Origin of the sequence: Bacillus sp. FSL R5-0603 (genome assembly GCF_038050295.1) — a bacterium.
GTDB classification, from domain to species: Bacteria; Bacillota; Bacilli; order Bacillales; family Bacillaceae; genus Bacillus; species Bacillus subtilis.
The window spans coordinates 812,103-838,973 of record NZ_JBBOYP010000001.1; the positions used below are offsets into that span (position 1 = coordinate 812,103).

The window sequence follows — 26,871 nt, forward strand, 5'->3', positions numbered from 1 at the left end:
GGAGGGACGGCAATGAAAAAAAGCATATGGATCGCATGGAAAGATGTCAAAATCAGAATCACGGACAGAAAAGGGTTTATGATGCTTATCCTAATGCCGCTCATCCTAACCTGTATTTTAGGCGCGGCGCTCGGATCAGTTGTTGACGGAGGCAGCCGGATTGATGACATCAAAGTCGGCTACATTCAATCAGACCAGTCAGATGCAGCAAACATGTTTACAAAAGATGTTCTCAAAAAAATGAAGTCGATAAAGGTCACAAAAGCCGGCAGCAAAGACAAGATGAAAAAGCTGATTGATGAAAAGAAAATCAATGTAGGCATCGTCATCCCAAAAAATTGGGAAGCCGGCAAAACCTCAGCTGTTGTTAATGCCGCTCCTGATCAAACATTGAAAAGTTCCATCATTGAAACAGCTGCAAGCTCATTTATAGAGCAATATAAAGCGGTAAAGGAAGCCGCGTCAGGCTCAATGGACTACATCAGCAAAACGGAAGCTGTAAAGCAAGGAAAACTTGACCCTGCACAGTTTGCAGAAAAGCTGGCAAAGACGCTAGAAAAAGAAACAGGTGACAAGCTTACTATTGCGGAAAAATCTGTGGGCAGCAAAGCCGTTACCAGTTTTCAATACTATTCGGCGGCAATGCTTTGCATGTTTATGCTGTTTCATATGACAGTTGGGGCGAAATCGTTTTTACAGGAAAAGGATACGGAGACGCTTGCCAGAATGCTGATGACGCCTGCGCAAAAATCCGTCATTCTCTTCGGAAAATGGCTTGGGACGTATCTGTTTGCTATCATGCAATTTTTCATATTTCTGATCGTCACAATCAATGTTTTTGGTGTGGACTGGGGCGGCAATTTGCTGTTTGTGAGTGTACTCGGGCTTTCTTACGCTGCCGCTGTATCTGGCATTTCAATGCTGCTTGCGTCGTGCATCAGCGATATGAAATCTGCAGATGCGATAGGCGGCTTCGGTATTCAATTGCTTGCGGTTCTCGGCGGATCCATGCTGCCGCTGTATCAATTTCCGGACGTCTTGCAGTCTGTATCCAAAGCGGTGCCAAATCGCTGGGCGCTTGACGGCTTTCTTTCTTTAATGGAAGGAGGAGGCTGGTCTGACCTTCAAAAGCCTGTGCTTCTTTTTGCGGCGATCGGCCTTTGTTCACTTGTAATTGGTATCAGACGGCTTCATACAAGATAAGGAGGGTACAAAAGGTGAAAAAAATCATAGCCATTTGCGGCATTGAGCTTTCTCTCATTTTTAAGAAGCCGCAGAACTATTTGATCATGTTTGCTGCCCCGCTTTTGCTTACCTTTGTATTTGGGAGTATGCTCGGCGGCAATGATGATAAGGTGCGGCTTGCAATCGTTGATCAGGACGATACGATTCTGTCACAGCATTATATTCGGCAGCTGAAGGCACACGATGATATGTATGTATTCGAAAACGTGCCTGAAAACAAAGCGTCAGAAAAGCTGAAACAAAAGAAAATTGCCGGGATCATCGTCATTTCCCGCTCGTTCCAGACACAGCTGGAAAAAGGCAAAAACCCTGAGCTGATTTTCCGTCACGGCCCTGAGCTGTCGGAAGCGCCGATGGTCAAACAATATGCAGAAAGCACATTGGCAACGCTCAATATTCAGGTGACCGCTGCAAAAACGGCATCTCAGACAGCGGGAGAGAACTGGAAGGCGGCGTATAAAACGGTTTTCGCCAAAAAACATGAAGATACAGTTCCGGCAGTAAAACGACAGACGCTCAGTGATAACAAAGAGGGTGCGGAAGCAAGTGACACAGCCTCCAGAGCAGCAGGTTTTTCCATCCTGTTTGTCATGCTGACCATGATGGGAGCGGCTGGAACCATTTTAGAAGCAAGAAAAAACGGCGTATGGTCCAGATTGCTTACAGCCTCTGTCAGCCGAGCCGAAATCGGTGCTGGGTATGTGCTTTCCTTCTTTGTCATTGGCTGGATTCAATTTGGCATATTGCTTCTTTCCACCCATTGGCTGTTTGGCATCAACTGGGGGAATCCCGCTGCGGTTATGGTGTTGGTGTCGCTTTTTCTGCTGACCGTTGTCGGCATTGGATTGATGATTGCGGCCAATGTCAGAACGCCAGAACAGCAGCTTGCGTTCGGCAACTTGTTTGTCGTCGCAACATGTATGGTTAGCGGGATGTATTGGCCGATCGACATTGAACCGAAATTGATGCAATCCATCGCTGAATTTCTTCCGCAAAAGTGGGCGATGAGCGGGCTGACGGAGATTATCGCTAACGGTGCCCGCGTCACAGATATTCTCGGAATCTGCGGCATTTTGCTTTCATTTGCTGCGATCACTTTCGCAGCGGGGCTGAAAGCGCTCCGAGCCTAAAAAACATCTGCCGTTTAGGCAGATGTTTTTTTGCATGTGGGTACATTCGTATGGGTGCAGCCTGAACTGCGGTTATTCCTTATCGATCATAGCTAAAATTGATTCCAGCCAAGAAACGTAATTTTTCTCCCGCTCCAGCGCTTTCGTCAGCACAAGATAGTGGCCGAAGTCCGGTGAAGAAAATGACATTGGCTCTGCTGAAGCCATAAGCTTTTCATAGCTTCCCTGTAAGTCAGAAAGCTTGGCCTGGCGTTTTTGCAGCTGGTCTTTGAACAAATCAGAAGCCTCCTGGCGCGATAGACAAGAAATGAAATAAGCCTTCAGCATAAATTCATCCTTCACCGTCTCGGGTATCGGCTGGTGGCGGATCAGCCAGTCATGCAGCTCCTGCTTTCCGCAGTCTGTCAGGGTGTACATCTTTTTCTCCAGCTTTGTGCCCTGAATCGTTGTCCGGAACGTGATAAACCCTTCATCCGTCAGCTTTTTGAGCTCAGGGTAAATCTGGCTGTGCTTGGCGCTCCAAAATTGGCCGAGCTCCTCTTTAAAATAACTCGTAATATCGTATCCGCTCAATTCGCCTTTTCGCAAAAGCCCTAATATGGCGTATTTTAATACTCTCATGCGATCCTCCATGTCTATGGCTGTTTCACAAAAAAGATGAGACCGTGCTCATCTGTGATCCTAACTGCCTATTCCCCTTATTATAGAAAAGGGAGAAAGGGAACACAACCGGGCTCTTTGGAAATGAAAATAAAATTTTTGTCAGAAGGTATCCGATTTATCTCCGTCAATGATATAAAAGAGATTTAAATTTAATTTTCAGAAAAAATATTAACTATATTGATTTTTTATGTATAATAGGAAATTGGTGGTATGAACATTTTAAGGGGGAATAAACGTGAAAAAAGTACTTATGTCATTCATTATTTGTTTATCGCTGATTCTATCTGTTTTAGCCGCTCCGCCGTCAAGTGCAAAAGCTGAATCAGTACATAATCCTGTCGTTCTTGTTCATGGAATAAGCGGGGCATCATACAACTTTTTCGCTATTAAAAACTACTTAATTTCTCAAGGCTGGCAAAGCAACAAACTGTACGCAATTGATTTTTATGATAAAACAGGAAACAACCTAAATAACGGCCCGCAGCTTGCTTCATATGTTGACCGTGTTTTAAAAGAGACGGGGGCCAAAAAAGTAGATATTGTGGCTCATAGTATGGGAGGCGCCAATACGCTGTACTATATTAAATATTTAGGCGGGGGCAATAAGATTCAAAATGTCGTAACGCTTGGAGGGGCTAATGGTTTAGTATCATCAACCGCGCTGCCGGGTACAGATCCTAATCAAAAGATCCTCTATACATCTATTTACAGTCTCAATGATCAAATTGTCATCAATAGCTTGTCTCGGTTACAAGGAGCGCGAAACATCCAGCTTTATGGCATCGGTCATATTGGCTTGCTCTCTAATAGCCAAGTGAACGGCTATATCAAAGAAGGGCTGAATGGCGGAGGCCTCAATACAAATTAATATCTTCATCAAAAACCTGCAGTCTATGTTACGGCAGGTTTTTTGCATTTTTCTAGCAATCTCGTCTGAGAAAGATACATCAAAAAGCCAGAGGGGTTTATGACCTTAGTCTATCATGCATACGTCAATTTATGACATCAGGCACTTTTTCAAATAGAGCGGACATGTTAAGGTACAACCATCGATTTCTATCAATTTGAAATAAAAGGAGCGCTGTTATGCAAATTAAAGAAATTTTTATGATCCGCTGCATTTCGTGCTTAAGTGTCGTCTTGCTCCATATCATTTCAATGGTCCTGATGCTTCAGGCAGAAGCTCTTGCAGATATTTCTCACACTGTTGATTCTTTCCGCACACTCCTGATGTTCAGCACGCCCGCTTTTATTTTCATCTCTGAATTTTTACTGGCCCGTTCTTATCCTGACGGGGTGCCGGACGGTTTTTTAAAGAAGCGGGGAAAAGTGATTTTTGTTCCTTTTTTATTTATTGCGGCCATTGATGCGCTGCTGATGACCAGTGCGATGGGGGGAGAGGTAACCTTTCTCGCGTTTGTGCAAAAGTACTTGGCGAACGTATTCTTAGGAAACTTTATCGGATACTTTATTCTCGTCATCTTTCAATTTTACATGCTGCATATGATGTTTCATGAGTATTTGAAAAAAGCATCGCCGAAATGGGTGCTGTCTATCTCATTTGTGGTGACAGCCGCTTATTTAGACTATTTCTCCGCAGCCAGCCCTGCTCCTGCTTCTGAAGAGGGAGGGGCATTTCCGTTCTTCTGGGTTCCGTTCGCAGGCTGGCTTTTCTACTTTTGTCTAGCCTACTATTGCGGAAAAGAATACAAGCGTTTTTTAGCGCTGCTGAACCAATACCGCTGGGTGGTGTACGGCGCCGCAATTGCTTCTGGGGCGCTGGTTGTCGCTGTTTCTTATGTGGGTGAAATCGGCATGATCAGCTCGAAGCGGCCTGATATCATGCTGTATTCAACAAGCATGATTTTCCTGTGTTTTCACTTGTTTTCCAAAATGAAGCATGTGCCGAAAATCATGATGTTTATCAGCAACTATTCCTTTTCGATTTATCTGCTTCATGCCTATTTTATGATTATAGGCTACGTGTTGCTTTTGAATATGCCCGAAATTCCTGCCGTACCGGCTGTTCTCCTGTTGTTTGCCGTGTGCACAGCCGGCCCGATTCTGACCTCATGGACGCTGAATAAGTTCAAATACGGGTATTTATTTGTGGGGAAAATTTATCAGCCAAAACAGAAGAAGGTAACAGTCGAAGTGCGTGATCACGCAGGGTGAAAAACAATCGGCAGGGGCTCCTGCCGATTGTTGCATATTTTTTTACTGTAAGACTGTTTTAAATCATACAGTATACACAATTTTTTTCTTGTAAAATAAAGGAGAAGAGTGAAAAGAAGGGGGAACATGCATGACAACAGACAACCTAAGCTACCCAATAGGAGAATACAAGCCGAGGGAATCCATATCGAAGGAGCAAAAAGATGAATGGATACAAGCCCTTGAAAAAGTGCCTGTCCAACTGAAGCAAGCCGTAGAAGGCATGACGGACAGCCAGCTTGACACACCGTACCGGGACGGTGGATGGACCGTTCGGCAAGTTATTCATCATCTGGCTGACAGTCATATGAACAGCTATATTCGTTTTAAATTGAGCTTGACGGAAGAGACACCGGCTATTCGTCCGTATGATGAAAAAGCATGGTCGGAGCTAAAAGACTCGAAAACGGCAGATCCGAGCGGCTCACTCGCGCTTTTGCAGGAGCTTCACGGAAGATGGACGGCTCTGCTCCGCACTCTGACGGATCAGCAATTTAAGCGCGGGTTTTATCACCCTGATACAAAGGAAATCATTACCTTGGAGAACGCGCTCGGCCTGTATGTCTGGCACTCACATCACCATATCGCTCATATTACGGAGCTTTCCAGACGGATGGGGTGGTCTTAACGCTTTTGCCGGCGGAAAGCCGGAATACTGATAGCAGCAATCACCAGAAGTGAGATCACAGCAGCCGCTGCAAATAAATGATCATAGCCGCTGGCGACACTCGCATGAATGGCGTCGCTTATCGCGGTTTTGACTTCAAGAACGGGAATGCGTTCGATTTGTTCTTGTAAAGAAGAAACATCAGAACTGTCGATCTCCGGAATCATCTGCATCGCCTTTTCTGAATATCCGCTGTCCGATAAGCGGCTGTTGATCTCATCACCTATTTGGTCAAACCCGGCTGTGATAAAACCTGCATAAAGAGTAGGCGCCAAGGTCAGTCCAATTTGCCTTACTAATGAAAGCGTGCCAAGAGCTGTACCCTTATTTGTTTTTGCCGCTTCTGATACAAGGACGTTCAGCGGAGCGCCTAACAGAAAGCCAAAACCGATCCCAGCTGCCACACTTGCGATCACAAACTCCCATTTTTCCGTCACCCAGAGCGGAAATAAAGCAAACCCCGCACATGAGATGATTCCCGAAAGAATAACGGTTTTTACAGGACCTTTTTTGTCGGTAAGCGCTCCGCCAAGCCAAGCGCCGATTCCGGAAGCCAACGCAAGCGGTGTCATCCAATAGCCTGCTTTTGCGGCAGGGACACCCAAATACTGCTCGACATATGACGGGATAAAAATGACTGCCGCCAAGAGCCCCCCGGATAACAAACCGATGATAAGCGTGCGCTGAAACATATGGTTTCGCAGCAGAGAATACGCCAAAATGGGATCGCCTCCTCGCATTTCAACTCTCTTTTCATACGAGATAAGCGCTGCAAAACAAAGTATGCCAAAAATAATACATCCATAAACCTCCGGATTCCCCAAGCTGTGTAAGAGATTTGCCCCGTCAAGGTTCGTCATGCCGTACATCACGGCTAAAATCGACAGGGATAGAAGGAAGATTCCGGCCGCATCGAGGCGCTTAGCTTCAGGTGCTTTTGTTTCCGCGATAAAACATGCGCCGAAAACAACCAATAGCACGGCAATCGGCAAATTAATCAAAAACAGCCAATGCCAAGACCCGGTCCAATCAAGCAGAAAGCTTCCGATATTTGGCCCGAGCACAGCGGCCATCCCGTTCATTGCGCCAAGCAGCCCAAGCGCCTTCCCCTGTTTTTCCTTTGGGAGGGTCGCGAGAATGTGAGAGCTGCCGATGATGAAAATCCCGCCGCCTCCAAGCGCCTGAATCAGCCGCGATATCAGAAAGAGCGGGAAGCTTTGGCTCAAAGCAACAAGCAAAGAACCAAGTCCGAACAGGCAAACCTCAATGAGAAAGAGTTTTTTTCTGCCGTAGCGGTCGGAAAGCTTTCCGACGATTGGCACACTGACGCTAAGACCGAGCGTATAAAGGGTAATGCCCCATGATCCCCAGGAAGGAGAAACGGAAAACGACTCGTTTATCGTTGTTAAGGCAGCTGAAATAATTCCGTTATCTAGCGCAGCCATAAACACACCAATCGTAAACAGGCTGATCGCCCACTTTTGGCTTTTCTGCTCTGTTAATGCTTCAGACATATTCATCAACCCCTTTTTTGATTCACTCAAAATATATTATTCATTTTAAATGAACTAAATGTCAAATAAAAAAAGCCTGCTCCCGCAGTTTGCGGATGACAGACTTACAGATTTATTCTTTTTTCGCTTTCTCTAATGCTCTTGAAAGGATAGACAGCCCTTCGGAAACAGCCTGCTTTTCTTCAGGGGACAGCAGCTCTAATGAACGCTTCAATTTCAGGTGGCCTTTTTCATACAAACCCCGAAAAATCTTTTTCGCATTCTCTGTCAACTGAACAACTACAGAGCGGCGGTCCTCTTCAGAATGTGAGCGTTTGACAAATCCTGATTTTTCAAGCCGGTCAAGCAGCCCAGTTGTATTGGACAGGGAAGCCCCCATTTTTTCAGCAATGTCGCTCACTTTCAATGTTCCATGGTTGTTTAATAGCATCAGCACCTTCATTTGCGGCATGCTCATATCCAGCTTCATCCACTCGGACACATCACCGAGCCCGGCGGAAGTTAAGACTTTCATATAGAGCACCCATATTTCCCGTTCTTCCGATGAAAGAATGTTTTCGTTTAATACTGTTGTATCGTGTAAATTATATTCCATTTCATCACTTCCTCATCATTCACTCCTCTTACCATATTACTCGATTTTCATACCTGAAAGAAAGTGAGCAGAAACCGCATGCGGGACTTTGTCCGAAAAATAACGGTAGTGTATAATGAGTTGGAGATTATTGGGGGAGAGGATCGAACTAGAATATGATTGGAGAGACCATTGCTGATTAAAAAGAATGCTATATCAATATTAAAAATCGTTTTTCCTATTGCTGTTTTGCTATTTGTTATTTATCAATCGAAAAAAGAACTGACAAATCTGTCATTCAAACGTACGCTCATGGTCATCAACGGACTGGAACGAACGGACTTATTCATGCTTGTGTTGATCGGCTTGCTGGCTGTTGCGGCCATGTCGCTGTATGATTACGTCCTGAAATACTCACTGCGCCTATCGATCACAAACGGAAAAGTATTCAGGGTTTCCTGGATCGCCAATTCATTTAATAATGTGCTGGGCTTCGGCGGTTTAGCCGGCGTCGGGTTAAGAATGATGTTCTATAAGGAGCATACGAAAGACCATAAGGCACTCGTGAAAGGAATCGCCTGGCTCACATCATCTATGCTACTCGGATTATCTGTTTTCAGCATTTTCGTTGCTGCGAGAGTGCTGCCAGTTGATGAAGTGATTCATGAGAAGCCTTGGCTGTGGGCGGTCGTTATCGGTTTTGCACTGATATTGCCGTTATCTTTAGCGGTGTCCAAAATAAAAGACCGCAAAGCTGGGGACGAAGAGAATGCGGACAAAGTGAAAAATCCGATTTTCGCATATATTGGAGCTTCAGTTGTTGAATGGCTCATGGCCGGGATCGTCATCTATTTTGCTTTGTTCGCTATGGGCATTCATGCAGATATCAGGTATGTGTTCGGGGTGTTCGTCATTGCGGCGATCGGAGGAATGATCAGCCTCGTGCCGGGCGGCTTCGGCTCGTTTGACCTTTTATTTTTGCTGGGGATGGAGCAGCTTGGCTATCATCAGGAGGCCATCGTTACTTCTATTGTGCTGTACAGGCTCGCCTATTCATTTATCCCATTTATCTTGGGACTGTTCTTTGCCGCAGGCGACCTAACGGAAAATACAATGAAGCGGCTCGAAACGAACCCGCGCATCGCACCGGCAATTGAGACGACAAACGTTCTGCTTGTTGTTCAGCGTGCGGTATTAGTGAGAATTTTGCAAGGCTCGCTTTCCCTTATTGTGTTCGTAGCAGGTCTGATTGTCTTGGCCTCAGTTTCCTTGCCGATTGACAGGCTGACGGTTATACCGCACATTCCGCGCCCGGCGCTTTTGCTGTTCAACGGCCTGTCCTTAAGCTCAGCGCTCATTCTGCTGATTCTGCCGATCGAGCTTTATAAACGGACAAAACGTTCCTATACGATGGCCATTACAGCGCTTGTCGGCGGCTTTGTGTTCAGCTTTTTAAAAGGGCTTAACATCAGCGCGATATTCGTACTGCCGATGATTATCGTATTGCTTGTGCTATTGAAAAAACAATTTGTCCGCGAACAGGCATCCTATACACTGGGACAATTGATATTCGCTGTGGCGCTGTTTACTGTGGCGCTCTTTAACTACAATCTGATCGCGGGCTTTATTTGGGACCGGATGAAGAAGGTGCTGCGTCACGAATATTTCGTCCACAGCACCTCGCATATTACACATGCAACCATCATGGCGATCATCATTGTGCCACTGTTCTTCTTGATATTTACAGTGGTCTATCATAAGAGAACGAAACCGATCGGAGAGAAAGCTGACCCTGAGCGTCTTGCTGCGTTTCTCAATGAAAAAGGCGGCAACGCGCTGAGCCATCTTGGTTTTCTTGGAGATAAGCGGTTTTATTTTTCTAGTGATGGGAATGCACTGCTTCTATTTGGGAAAATCGCCAGAAGGCTGGTCGTGCTCGGCGATCCATCTGGCCAAAGAGAATCATTCCCGCTCGTGCTGGAAGAATTTCTGAACGAAGCGCATCAGAAGGGATTCAGTGTTTTGTTCTATCAAATTGAACGAGAGGACATGGCGCTGTATCACGATTTTGGCTACAATTTCTTTAAATTGGGCGAGGAAGCATATGTAGATTTAAATACATTTACCTTGACTGGGAAGAAAAAAGCCGGCCTTCGGGCAATCAATAACCGCTTTGAGCGGGAGGAGTATACTTTCCATGTGGATCATCCCCCATTTTCTGATGCGTTTTTGGAGGAGCTGAAGCAAATCTCAGACGAATGGCTCGGCTCGAAAAAAGAGAAGGGATTCTCGCTCGGATTTTTTGATCCTTCCTATTTACAGAAAGCGCCGATCGCCTATATGAAAAATGCAGAAGGAGAGATCGTTGCATTCGCAAATGTCATGCCGATGTACCAGGAAGGAGAGATATCGGTTGATCTGATGCGCTATCGCGGCGACGCTCCAAATGGCATTATGGACGCATTGTTTATCCGTATGTTTTTATGGGCAAAGGAAGAGGGCTGCACGTCATTTAATATGGGGATGGCACCCTTGGCCAATGTCGGCACTGCCTTTACATCCTTCTGGTCCGAAAGGTTTGCCGCTGTCATTTTTAATAATGTCAGATACATGTACAGCTTCAGCGGCCTAAGAGCCTTTAAAGAAAAATACAAACCGGAGTGGCGAGGGAAATACTTGGCGTATCGGAAAAACAGATCTCTTTCTGTCACCATGTTCCTCGTTACACGTCTGATTGGCAAAAGCAAAAAAGACTCCGTCTAATAAGACGGAGTCTTTTTTTATTTCGTTTTTAAGAAGTAGGTTTCAATATCATCAAGCAGATAGTTTGCGGCTTTAATTCCGCCTGCGGTTGTCCACACGACGTCATCGACTTCATGTGCATTACCTGACTTCACGGCCTTTAGGTTTTTCCATAGTGAACTGCTTGTCCACTGATTGGCCCATTTTTCATTTTCTTTTGCATTATCGGCTTTATAAGTGAAATAAAACAGCACATCAGCATCCATATCAGGAATAGATTCTTTACTGTCGGTTGAGAACATAAATTGGTCCTTTTGTTTCTTAAACAGCTCCACTTGTTTTTCAGGGCGTTTGAAGCCAAGCTGGTCTAAAATAATCCCAGGAAATGAATCGGTATAATAGATTCTTGACTCACCGGATAAAAAGCGTACGACAGAAACGGTTTTGTTTGTCTGGTCGCCCAGCTTGTTTTTTAAATCAGAAACGCGTTTATCAAAATCGGCAATGACTTCCTTGCCTTTGTCCGCCTTATTCACCGCGTTGGCGTATAGAGTCAGGTTATCCTTCCAGTTCCCGGCCAAAGATTCAGCAAAAACAGTCGGCGCAATCGCATTTAGCTGATCATAAATTTTTTCCTGGCGCACTTTGTTTCCAATAATCAAATCAGGCTTTAATTCTGCGATGGCTTCCACATTCGGTTCCGTTTCAAGACCGACGTTTTTAACGCCTTTCATGTCATCTTTCAGATAGTCATACCACGGGTCGCCCTTCCATGACTTTACGGCTCCGACCGGCTTAATGCCAAGCGCTAAGAGCGCCTCTGTTCCTTCATTAGTTAAAACAACAATCCGTTTTGGAGTGGCGGGGATGTTGTCTGATGTCCCCATTGCATGTTTGACCGTTCTTGTTTTGCTGCTTGACCCCTCGCTGTTGCTTGAACTTTCTGAACTATTACAGGCAGAAAGTACCATAACGGCCATTAAAAATACGAATAGCATGCTGATATGCTTTTTCATCTTTTTCCTCCCAATATTGAAATTCATTATCATTTAGATCATAATAAGCAGTGTTAAGAGTGTCAATCCCTAATTGAGGATTATTCTCAAAAACAAACATTACATAGTAAATAACTAGGAGAATTAGATCATGATCTGCAAAAAGGCATCTTCAAAATGGATTGTGTTAGTATGTCTGATTTTCATTTTACTGGCGGCTGTCTGCTCAAGCGTCGTGTACGGCTATACAGGTACGTCATGGAGACAGGTCTATCAGGCGTTTACTTCCTTCAACGGAACAAATGAGCATGTCATCATCAAGGATGTCAGGCTTCCGCGCGCTTTGGTTGCGACAGTCGTCGGCGCCTCGCTTGCAGCCGCGGGCGCTCTCATGCAGGCGCTCACAAAAAATCCGCTTGCGTCACCGGGGATTTTCGGGATTAACGCCGGTGCAGGTTTTTTTATTGTTGCCGGATCGTTTTTTCTGCATATTCAGTCACCTCAGGCATTAGTATGGAGCTCGTTTCTGGGGGCAGCATTTACCGCCGCGATCGTCTATGCAGCAGGCTCGCTTGGGAGGGAAGGGCTGACGCCAATCAAACTGACGCTGGCGGGAGCTGCCATGGCAGCCATGTTTTCTTCTCTGACACAGGGCTTGCTGTCTGTCAACGAACTCGAGCTTGCCCAGGTGCTTTTTTGGCTGACTGGCTCTGTGCAGGGCCGGAGTCTGGATCTGTTGATGACGATGTTTCCATATGCAGCGGCAGCGCTGGTAATCTGCTTCTTTCTCGGCCAAAAAATTAATCTCCTCGTTATGGGAGAAGATGTGGCAAAAGGACTCGGCCAAAAAACAGGCCTGTTGAAATTTGTGATGGCGCTTTGTGTTGTCATGCTTGCAGGGTCCGCTGTCGCCATTGCCGGGCCGATTTCTTTTATCGGCATCATTATTCCGCATTTTGCCCGCTTTGTCGTTGGTAATGATTATCGCTGGGTTCTGCCATTTTCCGCTGTTTTGGGTGCCATTTTGCTTGTTTGCGCGGATATCGGTGCGCGATATATCATTATGCCTCAGGAAGTTCCTGTCGGGGTCATGACCGCCATCATCGGAATGCCTGTGTTTGTGTACATCGCAAGAAGGGGGGCGAAGCTATGAAACTTCGTTTTGGCGTTACTGCGGCTGAAAAGAAAGCATGGATCGTCTTTTTGATTTTACTGGGGTTAACAGCTGCTGTACTCATCATAAGCGCAGGTCTCGGACAAAGGTTTATTCCTCCCTGGGATGTAGCAAAAACATTCTTTGGTGCAGGTTCCAAGCTGGATGAACTGATGATCATGTCGTTCCGCATGCCAAGAATTTTGACGGCTTTATGCGCCGGTGTCTGCTTGGCAGCGGCAGGCGCGATATTGCAGGGGCTCGTCAGAAACCCTCTCGCATCTCCGGATATTATCGGAATAACAGGAGGAGCGGCGGTAGCGGTCGTGCTTTTAATGATGTTCTTCTCAGACCGCAGCAGTTCACTTACGATCAGTCTGTCATGGCTTCCAGCAGCCGCATTTATCGGCGCATCGGCTGTCGGGCTCATCGTCTATTTACTGGCATACAAAAATGGTGCCTCCACATTTCGGCTGGTGCTTATCGGAATCGGATTTTCAATGTCGGCGCAGGCGATGACTACCCTGCTGATGATCAAAGGTCCGATTTACCGGGCATCACAAGCCAATGTATATATCACTGGGTCAGTTTATGGGTCAAACTGGCAGCATGTAAAAATAGCTATTATCTTATCTGTCATTCTCTTATTCATTTGTTTTGTCGCGCTAAAAAATATGAATATACAGGTGCTGGGTGAAGATATTGCGGCGGGTGCAGGAAGCGCTGTGCAGCGAAATCGTTTTTTCTTGCTCCTTTTGAGTACGGCTCTTACTGGTTGTGCAGTTTCAGTTGCCGGCACAATCGGTTTTGTCGGGCTGATGGCGCCCCATATTGCAAGACGGCTTGTCGGCTCATCTTATGGCGCCCTGCTCCCAGCGTCGGCACTTATTGGAGCTCTGCTCGTTTTAACAGCTGATATCGTCGGCAGAACCTTATTTGCTCCGGTGGAAGTGCCGGCCGGCGTCTTTACAGCGGCTATCGGCGCACCTTATTTTATTTATTTGCTCTATAAAACAAGAAATTCTTAATCGTTACACCCATTTTCTTAAAAAAGAAAATGGGTTTTTTTGATAATGACTGAAGATTCGTAATTATTTTTGCTATACTGACAAAGACATTGATAAAGAAAGGGCGGCAGATGAATGAAAGAAGCAGAGGTATTAAAATATGAAGCATTTACAAGCAGTCCCGGCAAAGGAAACCCCGCAGGCGTCGTTTTGCAGGGAGACGATTATACGGAAGACGAGATGCAGATCATAGCTGAGCGTGCCGGGTATTCAGAAACCTCCTTTATCCGAAAAAGCGAGTCGGCCGATCTTGAACTCCGTTACTTTACACCTGGACACGAAATGAATTTGTGCGGTCATGCGACAGTTGCTTCTCTTTACGCATTATGTGAGAAAGGAATGCTGGAGAGCGGTAAAACGTACAGCATCCAAACGAAAGCGGGTATCCTGCCTGTGAAGATTTCTGAAAAAGATGGCCGTATTCATATCACGCTTGAACAGGCCTCTCCGCAATTCAAACCATTTACAGGCGATCGGAAAAAACTTGCGGACGCACTGGGTATCACTGAAGAGGATTTTCATGAAGACCTTCCGATTGTGTTTGGCAGCACTGGCATATGGACAGCCATCGTTCCGCTTAAATCATTGGAGGCTTCCAAAAAAATGGTGCCAGATAACAAACAATTTCCGGAGGTGTTAGTTGATCTGCCAAATGCTTCAGTCCATCCGTTTACCTTTGAAAGCGTCCATCCCGACAGCGACCTGCACGGGCGCCACTTTTCATCCCCGTATTCGGGAACGATTGAAGACCCCGTGACCGGCACAGCATCCGGCGTGATGGGGGCTTATATGAAACAATATGGCAATGCCAAGCAGCATAAATTTATCATTGAACAAGGGCAGGAAATTGGAAAAGACGGAAAAGTGGAGATCGAAATGAACGAAGCCGGCGGCCATGTGAAAGTGAACATGACAGGAACAGCCGTTTACTCAGAAACCCGTATTCTTAAAATCTAATACGGATGATGGTTTACAAAAAGATGCACTTTCCGTTATCATTATGAAATGATAATCATTTTCAATTGCATAGGAAGGTGAGACGGTATGCCTCAAACCGAACAAATACATCAGCATTCAGCACTGCGGGACATCATACGCAGCAGAAGATCGATTCGAAAGTTTAAACAAGATCCAGTACCTTCAGCAGTCATTCTTGACATGCTTGAAACGGCAAAATATGCGCCAAATCACAGAGTGACAGAGCCATGGAGATTTATTTACGTTTCCAGTGAGACAGGTAAAGCGAACCTCATCAATACATTTGCAGCGTTCTCTAAGAAATCCAAGCCGGATATGACAGAGGAAAAGCTTCAAAATTTCAAAAACACACTTGGGCGCGTTCCGGGATTTCTCCTCGTCGTGTTTCAGGAAGATGAAAACGAAAGAGCGCGGGACGACGATTTTGCGGCAACAAGCTCGTTGATTCAAAATCTTCAGCTTCTTGCTTGGGAAAAAGGAATCGGCATGGTTTGGAAAAGCGGAAAAATCCTTTATGACAAAGAAGTCCATCAGGCCTTTGGTTTGCAGGATAATGAGCGTTTCGCCGCCATCATACAAACAGGTTATCCTGACGAGGCGCCGGAAGTGAAAAAACGCACACCGATCCGCGACCGGTTCACTGAAATGTAAAAAGCCCCTTGTCTCAAACGGAGACAAGGGGTTTTTCATTAACGAGATTTCTTTTTCGCTCTGTTGTCGGCTGCTTTCGCACGCTCTTGCGCTTCGCGGTCATCTGCATCAGCAAGCTCGGTTGAATATTCTTCGTAAACGCCGTCAGTTTCCCTTTTTAATGCATCGGGAACTTGTGGAAGCTTTTGTTTGTTTTTATCACGGTTTTTGTGGATATGATTTCTGCCCATATCAAATTCCCCCTAAAAAGTGATATCAAACAAATATAGTATTTGGTTTTAAGGGGCTATGTATTCCTACTTCCGCTTAGCAGCTTTTTCCGCTTTTTTAAATTCGCCTGAATAAAGAACTTCCTGCATTTTTTTCAGGTTGGCGCCTTGCTGATGCTTCTCCCTCTTTTTTTCCATAAAAAGAACCTCCTTCAACCATGTTATTCTTAAGGTTGACGCTTCCTGCTGTTTTTATACAGTCTTTCGGTCCGCTATCAGCTGTGAGAGTGCAAATTCAAGATCCGAATATGTAAAACGAAATCCAGAGGTTATCGCTTTTTTAGGAAGAGCGCGCTGTCCTTTCACAATCAAAAGACTCATTTCACCCAATGCTTTTGATAAAAAGAATTCCGGGACGGGGAGCCAGTGCGGGCGGTGCTTCACCCGTGCAATCGTTTTTCCGAATTGCTTCATGTCCACAGGATTGGGCGCGGTAACATTCATTGGGCCTGAGATGCCGGCGTTTTCCACCGCATATCGGATCATCTGGGCCGCATCCTCGACATGAATCCATGACAGCCACTGCCTTCCCGTTCCGATCGTTCCGCCGGCCAGAAACTTATAGGGGAGAATCATAAGAGGGAGAGCGCCTTTTTCTCCAAGCATCACGCCAAATCTCGCATAAACTGTCCGGATGCCCATCGCCTCAATATGCTGTCCTTCCTTTTCCCACAGGTGTGCAGTATGGCTGAGAAAATCCTCATCTGACGTTGCAGAATCCTCTGTAAAAGTTTTCTCAAGGCTTGTGCCGTAAATACCTACGGCACTGGCTTGGATCAATGTCTTCGGCTTCTCCTTCTGTTTCTGAATAAGCCGCTGCACTTCACGCGTCGCATTGATACGGCTGGAGAGAATGTGCTGCTTTGTTTTATTTGTCCAGCGGCCAAAAATCGATTTTCCCGCAAGATTTATCCAGACATCAATATGAGGAAGTTCCTGCTCCGGGGCAGCTCCTTCCGTCAGCCATTGGACATATGTCATATTTTTTTGTTCAGTTTCCCTTGCGTTTCTTGATAAAATATAAACATGGTGTCCCTGGCGGGTAAGAACGCCTGTCAGATGCTGGCCGAGAAAACCGGTTCCGCCCGTCATTGCGATATTCATGAACATCTCTCCTCATCGTTCTAATAAATATACTTTACCTCATTGTAATAAAAGAAAACGCGTTTCAGGCCTGAGAAGGGAGATTAAGATGCCGTTTATTACAAAAATATCAACGCAAAAAAAGAATACGGAACGCTTCAATATTTTTCTGGATGATAAATACGCCTTCAGCGTGGACGCGGATGTGCTCGTGAAATTTGAGCTCAAGAAGGGAAAAGAACTCGATGATCTTGACATCATTGAGATTCAATACGGCGATGAAGTGAAGAAAGGCTTCAACCGTGCGCTTGACTTTTTATCCTATCGAATGCGGTCGACGAAAGAGGTCGAGGACCACTTAAAGAAAAAAGAAACCTCGCCCCCCGTCATTGCGGAAGTCATCCATAGGCTTAACGATTACAAGTACTTAAACGACCAGGAATTTGCCGCAGCCTATGTCAGCACTCACAAAAAAACAAACGGAAAAGGCCCTGATGTTTTGTTCAGAGAGCTAAGAGCGAAGGGAATTGATGACGATACAATTAAGGAGGCGCTAAGTTCCTTTTCCTTTGAAGATCAGACAAGAGAAGCGGTCAAGCATGTTGAAAAGCTTCTCAAAAAAGATAAAAAGCTTTCGACGAAAGAACTCAAACAGCGCGCCCAGCTGCAGCTTCAGCGCAAGGGCTTCTCATTTGATGTTATCAGCGCGGCGATGGATCAGATTGAATATGAAAATGATGAAGACACAGAGAAAGAAGCGCTGCGCCTTCACGCGGAAAAAGCGTTTAGAAAATACCGCTACGACGGCTCATATGAAAGCGCCATGAAGGTCAAACAATTTTTATTCCGCAAAGGATTCTCACTCGATTTAATCGAGCAATTACTGCAGGAAGAGGAGTACTGAAATGGAGAAACGATACAGTCAAATGACACCGCACGAACTCAATACCGAAATCGCATTACTTTCTGAAAAAGCAAGAAAAGCCGAACAGCATGGAATCATAAACGAACTGGCAGTGCTCGAACGGAAAATTACGATGGCAAAAGCATATTTGCTGAACCCGGAAGATTACTCACCGGGAGAAACATATCGTGTGGAAAACACTGAGGACGAGTTTACCATTAGTTATTTAAATGGCGTTTTCGCATGGGGATACAGAACCTCTTCCCCTCAGCAAGAGGAAGCGCTGCCAATCTCAGTATTGCAAGAAAAAGAATAAAGCGTAACAGGAGGCTGATGATCAGCCTCTTTTTGTTTGCAGCACATTTACACGAATTCTTAAAGAAAAAATCATTGAATTCACTTGAAAAATCTTTTAAGATGAAACTCGTTGTTTTTTAAAATCAAAGGAGGCGATGACGTTGAGTATCAAAAACCCATCTGTAAAATTTATTATATTTGTTCTTATGATTTGTACATTTTCAATCGGCTATACAGAATACGCGGTGATGGGTATTTTGACGTCGATTGCCAATGACTTTCATATACAGGTTTCATCCGCAGGGCTTCTTGTCACGGCTTATGCGGCAAGCGTTTGTTTGACAGGACCGCTCGTCACCATCATTTCCGTCAAGCTTCCGAGAAAGCCTGTGCTTCTTGGGCTTATGGCGATATTTATCCTTTCAAACCTGATGAGCGCACTGGCGCCGAATTTTGCGGTATTGGCCATTTCAAGAATTTTATCTGCGTCCATTCACGGCGCTTTCTTCGCGATTGCCATGGTATTCGCAAGTGAAATGGTTCCGCCGGAAAAGCGTGCTGCAGCTGCTGCTTCAATGAACGGCGGACTGACAGTGGCTCTAATGCTTGGTGTTCCATTCGGCTCTTATCTCGGAGATGTCCTGAATTGGAGAGCGGTGTTTTCCATCATTACGGCACTTGGTGTCATCGGATTTTTAGGCCTTATGGCTGCCGTGCCGAACAGAAAACCAAAAGTGATCCCAATGCTTATGAATGAGTGGGGGGTTTTTAAACACAAACAAGTGCTGTTTTCCTTCGCGATTACCATTTTAGGCTATTCCGGTGTCTTTATCGCCTACACCTTTATCGAACCCATTTTAAGGCATTCAGCCGGATTCAGCACGGTTGGCATTACAGGTGCTCTCTTTGCGTATGGATTGGGAGGCGTTGCCGGGAATTTCTTTGCTGGAAAAGTACCGCTGCCTTTGCTGACTCGGACGATGATCGGCGTAATGATCGGTTTAATCGGTGTTCTGGCTGTATTTCCTTACATCGCCATTTACCCGGCTGCAGCCATTGTGGCAACGTTCCTATTCGGGGCATGCGCATTCGGCACGCCGCCTCTTCTGCAAACAAAGGTCATTTCCTCATCTGAGGGCGGCACAACCATTGCCGCAGCTGTCAGCGTATCAGCATTTAACCTTGCCAATGCCCTTGGTGCATGGATCGGCGGAATGATTTTAAACGGAACAGGCTCTTATTCCTGGCTGTTTGCAGGAGGTGCGCTTATGACCGCATGCGGACTTGTGCTTTCTACCTTCGCACACTTATCAGAAAAGAAGAGCGTCTACGAATATCAAGTCAATAAAGGGTAAAAACAGCTGCAGTGTATGCAGCTGTTCTTCTTTACCGTTTGCCTGAGGCTCTCATTCTTTCTTGAGGATGCTGATTGATAGATCCGTCAGCACGCTTTGAAGCATAGTCGTCCTTTGCTCTCGGTTCACCCTGAAATTTGTTTTCGTTTTCGTAAGGAAATCCTTTTTCTTTATTTCGGACCATGTCATATCCCCCTAGTTTCGAGATCAAAAAGTTGCGTCTTTCCAGATGAAGACGTAAGGTTAGTATATGGAGAACACCACGTAATAAAGCGTTATTTTTTTCCTGAAGAAAGGAGACTGCACACATGAATATGTACATTGAGAAACTGACTAATCTGCTTCTGGAAAAGAACGAGATGATCAGCTATATACAGGCAAAAACGTGGGTGGAATTGTTATGGAGCGATTTCGAAGCAACCTATGCAAAAGCCGGACACGCCTATCAAGGTGAAAAAATGACTGAAAAAATCGTCACACAATGGATTGAAAACTATGGCGGCCAGCTCCACCTTTTTCAAAGCTCCCGTAACGACGTGAATGATTACTTAAATCAAAGCAGAGGCCTTTTGCACTAAAAACCTGCCGTTAACGACCGGCAGGTTTTTTATTTTCTTAAAATTACCTTAACAGGAAGAAATCATAAACAAAACATGTTTCACCAGCCTGTCAATCAGGGAATACCACTTATATCTTGTCAAAATGCGAGGAGGAGCTTTATATGAAAAAGAAACAAGTAATGCTCGCTTTAACAGCTGCCGCAGGACTGGGTTTGACAGCACTTCATTCCGCTCCCGCAGCAAAAGCTGCGCCCCTTCACGACATATCTGTCAGCATGCCATCATCCGATTCTTACATCATAAAAACAGGAAAGCTGAATGTCCGTACTGAGCCAAATCATAAAGGTGACATTCTCGGCACTGTATCATCAGAACAAAAAGTAAAAGTCTATGGATTTGTAAATGCCGATTGGGCTCAAATTCATTTCAAAGGAAAAAAAGCGTATATTTCAACCCACTTTTTAATGAAAACCGCAAGCCAAGCGAAAACAATGAAACAGACAGCCTTCTATGCACCGACGCCCGAAAATGGAAAAGCTAAGCAGCTCTCATCTGGAACAGAGGTGACAATACTTGGGTGGGGATTCAGTGAAAACGGCGGATTTGACTTCACTTGGGCGTTCGTGGATTATGGCGGAGTTAAAGGCTATATTCACACAAAGGATTTACAAATGCGATAAAAAGGCAGGCCGAGGCTTGTCTTTTTGCCTATGCATGAAACATTTCTTCTTTCTGCACGTAACAATGAGAAAGGAGATGATGATATGACGGGTTTAGTCGGCGGAGGGCTTATGATCATTGCTGGCATACTGATCAAACTGTTTCCTCCCAAATCGATCAACAGTGTGTACGGATACAGAACGAGACGCTCAATGTCAGATCAAAGATTATGGAATGAAGCGAACCGTTACAGTGCATCATTAATGATCCTGTCAGGCTTGGTGATTGCGGGAATGGGTTTGCTGCTGGGATCAAACTTGTTTATTCTTCAGCTTATCCTGCTGATTGCCGCCTGTGTCATAACATTTATGCTGACGGAGAAAAGGCTGAAAATCATGACGCACAGTCAAGGAGGAGATAGAAGTGGACGGAGTTAAATGCCAGTTTGTCAATACGAACGGAATCACGCTCCACGTTGCAGCCGCAGGACCGGAAGATGGCCCGTTAATTGTCCTGCTCCATGGATTTCCTGAGTTTTGGTACGGCTGGAAAAATCAAATCAAACCGCTTGTTGATGCGGGTTACCGGGTCATTGCTCCTGATCAGCGGGGCTACAATCTCAGTGACAAACCGGAAGGAATTGATTCGTATCGGATTGATACATTAAGAGATGATATCATCGGGCTTATTACGCAATTCACTGATGAAAAAGCAATTGTCATCGGGCATGACTGGGGAGGGGCTGTTGCATGGCATTTGGCTTCCACACGCCCGGAATATCTTGAAAAACTGATCGCGATCAATATCCCGCACCCGCACGTCATGAAAACCGTAACGCCGCTTTATCCGCCGCAATGGCTGAAAAGCTCGTATATCGCATACTTCCAGCTCCCCGATATACCGGAGGCATCACTAAGGGAAAATGATTATGAAACATTAGACAAAGCGATTGGATTATCCGACCGTCCCGCGCTTTTTACATCCGAGGATGTCAGCAGGTACAAAGAAGCGTGGAAACAGCCGGGCGCACTGACAGCTATGCTGAACTGGTACAGAGCCCTCAGAAAAGGAAGCTTGGCAGAGAAACCCTCTTACGAAACAGTACCTTACCGAATGATCTGGGGAATGGAAGACCGCTTTTTGAGCAGAAAGCTTGCGAAAGAGACGGAAAGGCATTGCCCGAATGGACATCTCATCTTTGTTGATGAAGCTTCCCATTGGATTAACCACGAAAAGCCAGCCATCGTCAATCAGCTGATTTTGGAATATCTTAAGAACCAATAAGCCAAAATTTCTCTCCATCCGTCTGTCATAATGGCAGACTTTTTCTGTGCGTTTTTTTCATAGTCTGTTTTAAACATGACAAAATAACATTAAAAATCATGAATGTCACCATAAAATTGTAACAAAAAACAGGTTTAAACGACTTTAAAAAAAGGAATAGCCTTACTGAAGATTTGTGTAAAACTCCCCTAAGGCAATACTTAAAAAGAATAATAAAAAGAAGGTGCCTTAATGAAGCAAGGATTAATCTCGATTATTATCCCGTCTTACAATGAAGGGTATAATGTCAAACTCATTCATGAATCTTTAAAAAAGGAATTTAAAAACATTCATTATGACTATGAAATATTCTTCATAAACGACGGAAGTGTTGATGACACGCTTCAGCAGATCAAAGACTTGGCAACGACGTGCAGCCGGGTAAAATATATATCTTTTTCTCGAAACTTTGGAAAAGAAGCCGCAATTTTGGCGGGCTTTGAGCATGTTCAGGGCGAGGCGGTTATTGTCATGGATGCCGATCTGCAGCATCCGACATATTTGCTGAAGGAATTTATCAAAGGCTACGAAGAAGGGTATGACCAAGTCATTGCTCAAAGGAACAGAAAAGGGGACAGCTTTGTCCGCTCACTCTTATCATCTATGTATTACAAGTTCATTAATAAAGCGGTGGAAGTCGATTTGCGTGACGGTGTCGGTGACTTCAGATTGTTAAGCCGCCAAGCTGTGAATGCACTTTTGAAGCTGAGCGAAGGAAACCGCTTTTCAAAAGGCCTTTTTTGCTGGATTGGCTTTGATCAGAAAATTGTATTTTATGAAAATGTCGAACGAAAAAACGGCACCTCCAAATGGTCGTTCAGCAGTCTGTTTAACTACGGAATGGACGGCGTCGTTTCATTTAATCATAAGCCGCTGAGATTATGTTTTTATACAGGCATTTTCATCCTGCTGCTTTCCATCATTTATATCATTGCCACATTCGTTAAAATTCTGACTAACGGTATTTCTGTGCCTGGGTATTTCACCATTATCTCAGCAGTGTTATTTCTCGGCGGAGTACAGCTGTTAAGCCTCGGAATTATAGGCGAATATATCGGCCGAATCTATTATGAAACAAAAAAACGCCCGCATTATTTGATCAAAGAAGCGAATATCCCGAACAAAGACCTGCCTGAAACGAACGAATTAAAAAGCATGCGGCGTCTGACAAAAATGCACTGAAAATACCAAGCGCCATTGGCAGTGCTTTTTTTGCGTGTCTATTATCTTAAAAGCAAGACTGGAGAATTCATATGAAAAGAAAACATATCATGATCTATGCGGCCAGTCTGCTGGTGTCCGTTCTGGCACACGCTTTTTTTGTGAAAGAATGGGCGGAAGGCAGGTATATGACAGGTCCGGGTGACGGGCTTGCGCAAATGATCGTATTTAAAAAATTATTATTTGACCAATATACACACGGGAATTTTTTCTACAATTATTCATTCGGACTTGGCGGCGGCACATTCAGTCAGCTCGGCTATTATTTTTCCGCGTCTTTTCTTTTTCTTGCTGTGTCCGCCGCTGTTTGGCTGCTTCAAGCCGTACAGCTGATCGGAGAAGCGGATACGCTTTTTTGGGCTGAGTCAGCTGTTTTTATCAGTATTTTCAAATTGAGCTTGATCATCTTTACGTCCGCTTCTGTTTTTCATTATCTTCTTAAGCACAAGGCGGCATCGTTCACGGGAGCCGTGTTATACGGCGTCTCAATTATTTATTTCCGTCACGAAGCGTATTGGGAATTTTTCACCGATACAATGGTTTGGCTTCCGCTGCTTGTGCTTGGCGCAGAAAAAATTATTAGAGAGCGGCGTCCGGCGTGGTTTATCGTTGCGTGTTCGCTGACGTTAATCAACAATTTTTACTTTGCATACATAAACCTTATATTCATCGGAATCTATGTGCTGTTCAGATGGCTGATCCGTTTGGAACCACATGAAGAGAAAAGATGGATTCAAATCAGATTATTTCTGGTTTCAGGCTTCATTTCTTTTGGCATCAGTGCGGCGGCGTTTGTGCCGGTAGTATACGGTTTTTTAAACAACCTGCGCCCTCCATACAGCCAGAAAATAGAGTGGCTCAATTTCGATGATAATATCTTATTTTCGAGCCGGATCATCATTGTGCCGGCCGCTTTTCTGCTGTTTTTGTTTATGATTTCTTTTTACAAAAACCGTGTGTTTCGTCTCTTTGCCGGGTTGAGCCTGCTGTTTATTCTGTTTCATTTCAGTCCGTATGCGGCAAGCGTCTTTAACGGTTTTTCCGCCCCGCAAAACCGGTTTGAATATATTCTGGCCTTTACCATTGCGGGAGCAGCTGCGGCTGGTTTGTCACAGCTGTCTGAATTGAAACGGAAAGAACTGCTCCCGGCCGCAGCTGTCGTCCTGCTTCTTTACTTATATCATATTCAAAGGTATAAGCTCGATATATGGAAGCCTGCGAATGAAAGTATTCTATTGCTCTTACTCATGACAATCGCAGCCTTGTTTGCTGCAGCTTTTGCGAAAAAACGGGCAAAAATGGCTGTGTACGGTATAATCATTCTTTCTTCGCTGTTTGTCGCCAACTCCTATCAAAAATACGCGCTCTCAGAAGGCGGCGATTTGGATAGTGTGACAAAAGAATATCTTACAAGTGAGGAATACAGAGGGCGGGAATCATCTGAGCTCATCAGACGTTTACAGAAGGAAGACGATGATCCGCTCATGAGAATCGACTGGATGAACGGGGTCCGCAATAATACGCCAATCATTTACGGATTTAATGGCTTCAGCGCCTATTCCAGCATTTTAAACAAAGATCTGCTGGCCTTCTATTGGAATGATTTAAGCATCGATATGGGCAGGGAAAGCGTCAGCCGTTACGCGTCATTGGGAGACAGGGCGAATTTATACAGCCTGCTTTACGGCAAATATTATATGACCGAAAAAACAAACGAAGCCAGCGTTCCGTACGGCTTCAAAAAGCATTTAGAAACAGAGCATTATGCAGTTTATGAGAATCAGTACATGCTTCCATTCGTCAAAACAGCGGATGCCATATACAGCGAAAGTGAGCTGGACCGATTGCCCGCTCTTGCGAAAGAACAGGCGATGTTGAAAGGAATCATATTAAAAGATCCATCAGGAAAAACGGAGCAGACACCAAAACCGTCCAATTTGATCACCAAGTCGGACATCACCGCAAAACAAGCCCAGTATCAAAACGGGCTGCTAACCGTAACTGGAGAAAACGGAGGAGAGCTGATCATCACCCCGAAACAGCCATCATCCGCTCCGGGAGACTACTATGTCAGTTTTTATTTGAAAAGCAAAGCAAAAGACAAAGGATTTACGTTAAAGGTAAATGATTATGTCACAACAAGGAAATCGAACAAATCGATATATAAAACCGGAGTAAATAATATAACGGTAAGAGTGCCTAAATCAGGCCATATCTCAATCAATCTTCCGAAAGGAACCTATGAGCTGAGAAACATAGCGCTCTATGAAGAAAATTACCAAACGCTGAAAAACGCTGTAATGCAAAATAAAACAGAGAAAGCAGACAAACTGAATTGGAACAAAAATCGACTGACCTTTGCCTATCATTTGTCAAAAGACCAGTACATCATGCTTCCCATCCCATATGAAAAAGGCTGGGAGCTGAAGATCAACGGAAAAACACAGAAGATCGAAAAAGCGGATTATGCTTTTATAGGCTTCAAGGCGCAAAAGGGAGACAATCACATTGAGCTGACTTACTATCCGCCATACTTCAAAATATCGGCGATCATATCTCTCGTCAGTCTGCTGCTTGCTGTTTTTTATATAAGACGTAAAAAGCCCGGCTCTATATAGAGCCGAGCTTTAATTTTTTCTGAAGTTTTTCTTCGCTGAATATCCATCCCGTATAGGACGAACGAATCGTGAGATCAAGGCCGATATGAACAATTGCGACAAACGGATAATGGCCTTTGCTCCGATAACGCAGGTCGATAAATCTCACCTCATAATGATCTTTAAACGTATCCACTTCCCACCGGTAAACCGGAGAAAAGGACAGAAACGCCGCGATGTTATCATCCTGCTTTGCCGCATGCATTACATCGGTTTCAGGAACAGGCACCCGATTAAATGTATCCAGAATTACGACATGTCCTTCCATGCTTCTTCCTACATAGAAAGCATGTGCTGTCGTCACTGCGATTCGCCATTGCCTGAATTTCATCGTTGGAGAAATAATAATGCTTTCGATCTCATCATGAATCATCTCATGAAGCTTCCGTTTAATTCTCAGCTGCATGATCAGGCGCACCAAATAATAGCCTGCCAATATGATATATAAGCTGAGGAATGTGATGCCGGGACTGCCGCCTGCATACCAAATCGCGATAGCTGCCAGATGGCTGATAAAAATAAACGGATCAAACGTATTAATCAGCCCGAGCGCAACCCATTTTTTCGAAAACGGACGAATGGCTTGTGTTCCATAGGCGTTGAATATATCAACAAAGACATGCAGAACGACTGCCAGCAGTGTCCACAGCCACAGGTGCAGAAAATCGGCCTGAGGATAAAATAAATACAGAATCGCCGGGATGATGACAGACCAAAACAAAACGGCGGGAATTGAATGGGTAAATCCTCTGTGATTCCTTATATAAACAGCATTGTTTTTAAGCTTTAACACAGTATCAATATCCGGAGCCTGAGAGCCCGCAAGCGTTGCGATCATAACAGCGTGAGCCATTGCCGGATCTGATCCGACAACAGGATCAAGCGTCGCAATACCGCCCAGTGCGATGCCCATAACGACATGTGTGCCCGTATCCATAGGTGACCTCCT

General features: G+C 44.9%; 28 protein-coding genes. 19 read left to right on the plus strand and 9 right to left on the minus strand.

The window, feature by feature from the left end; translation table 11 throughout:
* Positions 1 to 12: 12 nt before the first annotated feature.
* Both lnrM and lnrN read left to right on the plus strand, forming a co-directional pair.
* Positions 13 to 1,203, plus strand: coding sequence for a linearmycin resistance permease LnrM (lnrM, locus tag NYE56_RS04085; protein ID WP_341283511.1), 1,191 nt, complete (start codon positions 13 to 15; stop codon positions 1,201 to 1,203).
* 14 nt (positions 1,204 to 1,217) lie between these two features.
* A complete protein-coding gene (gene lnrN / locus NYE56_RS04090) occupies positions 1,218 to 2,375 on the plus strand; it encodes a linearmycin resistance permease LnrN (protein WP_341283512.1) in 1,158 nt (385 codons plus the stop codon).
* Between the two features lie 72 nt (positions 2,376 to 2,447).
* Here lnrN and padR read toward each other — a convergent pair whose 3' ends face one another.
* Positions 2,448 to 2,996, minus strand: coding sequence for a transcriptional regulator PadR (padR, locus tag NYE56_RS04095; RefSeq protein ID WP_335388901.1), 549 nt, complete (start codon positions 2,994 to 2,996; stop codon positions 2,448 to 2,450).
* 277 nt (positions 2,997 to 3,273) lie between these two features.
* On the opposite strand from padR, the gene estB reads away from it, so the two are divergent.
* From estB to bstA, 3 genes are all read left to right on the plus strand, one after another.
* Positions 3,274 to 3,906 carry an esterase EstB gene (estB, locus tag NYE56_RS04100; protein WP_251188104.1) on the plus strand — a complete coding sequence of 211 codons (633 nt, stop codon included), beginning with the start codon at positions 3,274 to 3,276 and terminating at the stop codon, positions 3,904 to 3,906.
* A gap of 218 nt (positions 3,907 to 4,124) precedes the next feature.
* A complete protein-coding gene (locus NYE56_RS04105; protein WP_341283513.1) occupies positions 4,125 to 5,213 on the plus strand; it encodes an acyltransferase family protein in 1,089 nt (362 codons plus the stop codon).
* 130 nt (positions 5,214 to 5,343) lie between these two features.
* A complete protein-coding gene (bstA, locus tag NYE56_RS04110) occupies positions 5,344 to 5,880 on the plus strand; it encodes a bacillithiol transferase BstA (protein ID WP_341283514.1) in 537 nt (178 codons plus the stop codon).
* Here the strand turns inward: bstA and NYE56_RS04115 are convergent.
* Together NYE56_RS04115 and NYE56_RS04120 are read right to left on the minus strand one after the other, a co-directional pair.
* Positions 5,877 to 7,433 (minus strand): MFS transporter, encoded by a 1,557-nt coding sequence (locus tag NYE56_RS04115; protein WP_341283515.1) that lies wholly within the window; start codon positions 7,431 to 7,433, stop codon positions 5,877 to 5,879. The two genes, bstA and NYE56_RS04115, sit on opposite strands and share 4 nt — an antisense overlap.
* Before the next feature lie 112 nt (positions 7,434 to 7,545).
* Entirely contained in the window at positions 7,546 to 8,028 is a 483-nt protein-coding gene (locus tag NYE56_RS04120) for a MarR family transcriptional regulator (RefSeq protein WP_003233577.1), read from the minus strand.
* A 171-nt stretch (positions 8,029 to 8,199) separates the two neighbouring features.
* Here NYE56_RS04120 and mprF point away from each other — a divergent pair, with 171 nt between their 5' ends.
* Positions 8,200 to 10,770 (plus strand): bifunctional lysylphosphatidylglycerol flippase/synthetase MprF, encoded by a 2,571-nt coding sequence (gene mprF, locus NYE56_RS04125; RefSeq protein ID WP_341283516.1) that lies wholly within the window; start codon positions 8,200 to 8,202, stop codon positions 10,768 to 10,770.
* A 17-nt stretch (positions 10,771 to 10,787) separates the two neighbouring features.
* Here the strand turns inward: mprF and NYE56_RS04130 are convergent, their stop codons facing one another.
* Positions 10,788 to 11,765: an ABC transporter substrate-binding protein gene (locus NYE56_RS04130; RefSeq protein WP_341283517.1), complete on the minus strand. Its 978-nt coding sequence runs from the start codon at positions 11,763 to 11,765 to the stop codon at positions 10,788 to 10,790.
* 130 nt (positions 11,766 to 11,895) lie between these two features.
* Here NYE56_RS04130 and NYE56_RS04135 point away from each other — a divergent pair, with 130 nt between their 5' ends.
* The 4 genes from NYE56_RS04135 (at position 11,896) to NYE56_RS04150 (ending at position 15,593) form a co-directional block, all read left to right on the plus strand.
* A complete protein-coding gene (locus NYE56_RS04135) occupies positions 11,896 to 12,897 on the plus strand; it encodes a FecCD family ABC transporter permease (protein ID WP_014476204.1) in 1,002 nt (333 codons plus the stop codon).
* Positions 12,894 to 13,925 carry a FecCD family ABC transporter permease gene (locus NYE56_RS04140; protein ID WP_003233568.1) on the plus strand — a complete coding sequence of 344 codons (1,032 nt, stop codon included), beginning with the start codon at positions 12,894 to 12,896 and terminating at the stop codon, positions 13,923 to 13,925. Before NYE56_RS04135 ends, NYE56_RS04140 begins: the two co-directional genes overlap by 4 nt.
* A gap of 114 nt (positions 13,926 to 14,039) precedes the next feature.
* Positions 14,040 to 14,921, plus strand: coding sequence for a PhzF family phenazine biosynthesis isomerase (locus tag NYE56_RS04145; protein ID WP_335450319.1), 882 nt, complete (start codon positions 14,040 to 14,042; stop codon positions 14,919 to 14,921).
* A gap of 87 nt (positions 14,922 to 15,008) precedes the next feature.
* Entirely contained in the window at positions 15,009 to 15,593 is a 585-nt protein-coding gene (locus NYE56_RS04150; RefSeq protein WP_268556111.1) for a nitroreductase family protein, read from the plus strand.
* Positions 15,594 to 15,631: 38 nt separating this feature from the next.
* Here NYE56_RS04150 and NYE56_RS04155 read toward each other — a convergent pair whose 3' ends face one another.
* The 3 genes from NYE56_RS04155 to NYE56_RS04165 form a co-directional block, all read right to left on the minus strand.
* Positions 15,632 to 15,823 (minus strand): YfhD family protein, encoded by a 192-nt coding sequence (locus tag NYE56_RS04155; RefSeq protein WP_003233561.1) that lies wholly within the window; start codon positions 15,821 to 15,823, stop codon positions 15,632 to 15,634.
* A gap of 66 nt (positions 15,824 to 15,889) precedes the next feature.
* Positions 15,890 to 16,000, minus strand: coding sequence for a YfhE family protein (locus NYE56_RS04160; protein ID WP_003223230.1), 111 nt, complete (start codon positions 15,998 to 16,000; stop codon positions 15,890 to 15,892).
* A gap of 54 nt (positions 16,001 to 16,054) precedes the next feature.
* Entirely contained in the window at positions 16,055 to 16,966 is a 912-nt protein-coding gene (locus NYE56_RS04165; RefSeq protein ID WP_088325474.1) for a TIGR01777 family oxidoreductase, read from the minus strand.
* Positions 16,967 to 17,054: 88 nt separating this feature from the next.
* On the opposite strand from NYE56_RS04165, the gene recX reads away from it, so the two are divergent.
* The 3 genes from recX to NYE56_RS04180 all read left to right on the plus strand — a co-directional run bounded on the left by recX (position 17,055) and on the right by NYE56_RS04180 (position 19,501).
* Positions 17,055 to 17,849 (plus strand): recombination regulator RecX, encoded by a 795-nt coding sequence (recX, locus tag NYE56_RS04170; protein WP_003243354.1) that lies wholly within the window; start codon positions 17,055 to 17,057, stop codon positions 17,847 to 17,849.
* 1 nt (position 17,850) lies between these two features.
* The gene (locus NYE56_RS04175) at positions 17,851 to 18,165 is read left to right on the plus strand and encodes a YfhH family protein (protein WP_003244592.1); all 315 of its coding nucleotides are present in this window, start codon (positions 17,851 to 17,853) and stop codon (positions 18,163 to 18,165) included.
* A gap of 142 nt (positions 18,166 to 18,307) precedes the next feature.
* Positions 18,308 to 19,501, plus strand: coding sequence for an MFS transporter (locus NYE56_RS04180; protein WP_003243500.1), 1,194 nt, complete (start codon positions 18,308 to 18,310; stop codon positions 19,499 to 19,501).
* Between the two features lie 31 nt (positions 19,502 to 19,532).
* Here NYE56_RS04180 and NYE56_RS04185 read toward each other — a convergent pair whose 3' ends face one another.
* On the minus strand, positions 19,533 to 19,685 hold the full coding sequence (locus NYE56_RS04185; protein WP_003223241.1) for a small, acid-soluble spore protein K: 153 nt from the start codon (positions 19,683 to 19,685) through the stop codon (positions 19,533 to 19,535).
* 124 nt (positions 19,686 to 19,809) lie between these two features.
* On the opposite strand from NYE56_RS04185, the gene NYE56_RS04190 reads away from it, so the two are divergent.
* The 6 genes from NYE56_RS04190 (at position 19,810) to NYE56_RS04215 (ending at position 25,883) form a co-directional block, all read left to right on the plus strand.
* Complete coding sequence (locus tag NYE56_RS04190; protein ID WP_003243789.1) at positions 19,810 to 20,079, plus strand: YfhJ family protein; 270 nt, start codon at positions 19,810 to 19,812, stop codon at positions 20,077 to 20,079.
* 143 nt (positions 20,080 to 20,222) lie between these two features.
* Entirely contained in the window at positions 20,223 to 20,741 is a 519-nt protein-coding gene (locus NYE56_RS04195; RefSeq protein WP_015252515.1) for an SH3 domain-containing protein, read from the plus strand.
* An 84-nt stretch (positions 20,742 to 20,825) separates the two neighbouring features.
* Entirely contained in the window at positions 20,826 to 21,158 is a 333-nt protein-coding gene (gene spdL / locus NYE56_RS04200) for an SdpC immunity protein SpdL (RefSeq protein WP_003242803.1), read from the plus strand.
* Entirely contained in the window at positions 21,145 to 22,005 is an 861-nt protein-coding gene (gene ephM / locus NYE56_RS04205; RefSeq protein ID WP_014479220.1) for an epoxide hydrolase EphM, read from the plus strand. Before spdL ends, ephM begins: the two co-directional genes overlap by 14 nt.
* Positions 22,006 to 22,236: 231 nt before the next feature.
* Positions 22,237 to 23,226, plus strand: coding sequence for a glycosyltransferase family 2 protein (locus NYE56_RS04210; RefSeq protein WP_123374140.1), 990 nt, complete (start codon positions 22,237 to 22,239; stop codon positions 23,224 to 23,226).
* A 71-nt stretch (positions 23,227 to 23,297) separates the two neighbouring features.
* Entirely contained in the window at positions 23,298 to 25,883 is a 2,586-nt protein-coding gene (locus NYE56_RS04215) for a YfhO family protein (RefSeq protein WP_335450304.1), read from the plus strand.
* Here NYE56_RS04215 and NYE56_RS04220 read toward each other — a convergent pair.
* Positions 25,876 to 26,859, minus strand: a complete 984-nt coding sequence (locus tag NYE56_RS04220; protein WP_335450301.1) for a metal-dependent hydrolase — start codon at positions 26,857 to 26,859, stop codon at positions 25,876 to 25,878. The two genes, NYE56_RS04215 and NYE56_RS04220, sit on opposite strands and share 8 nt — an antisense overlap.
* Positions 26,860 to 26,871 lie beyond the last annotated feature (12 nt).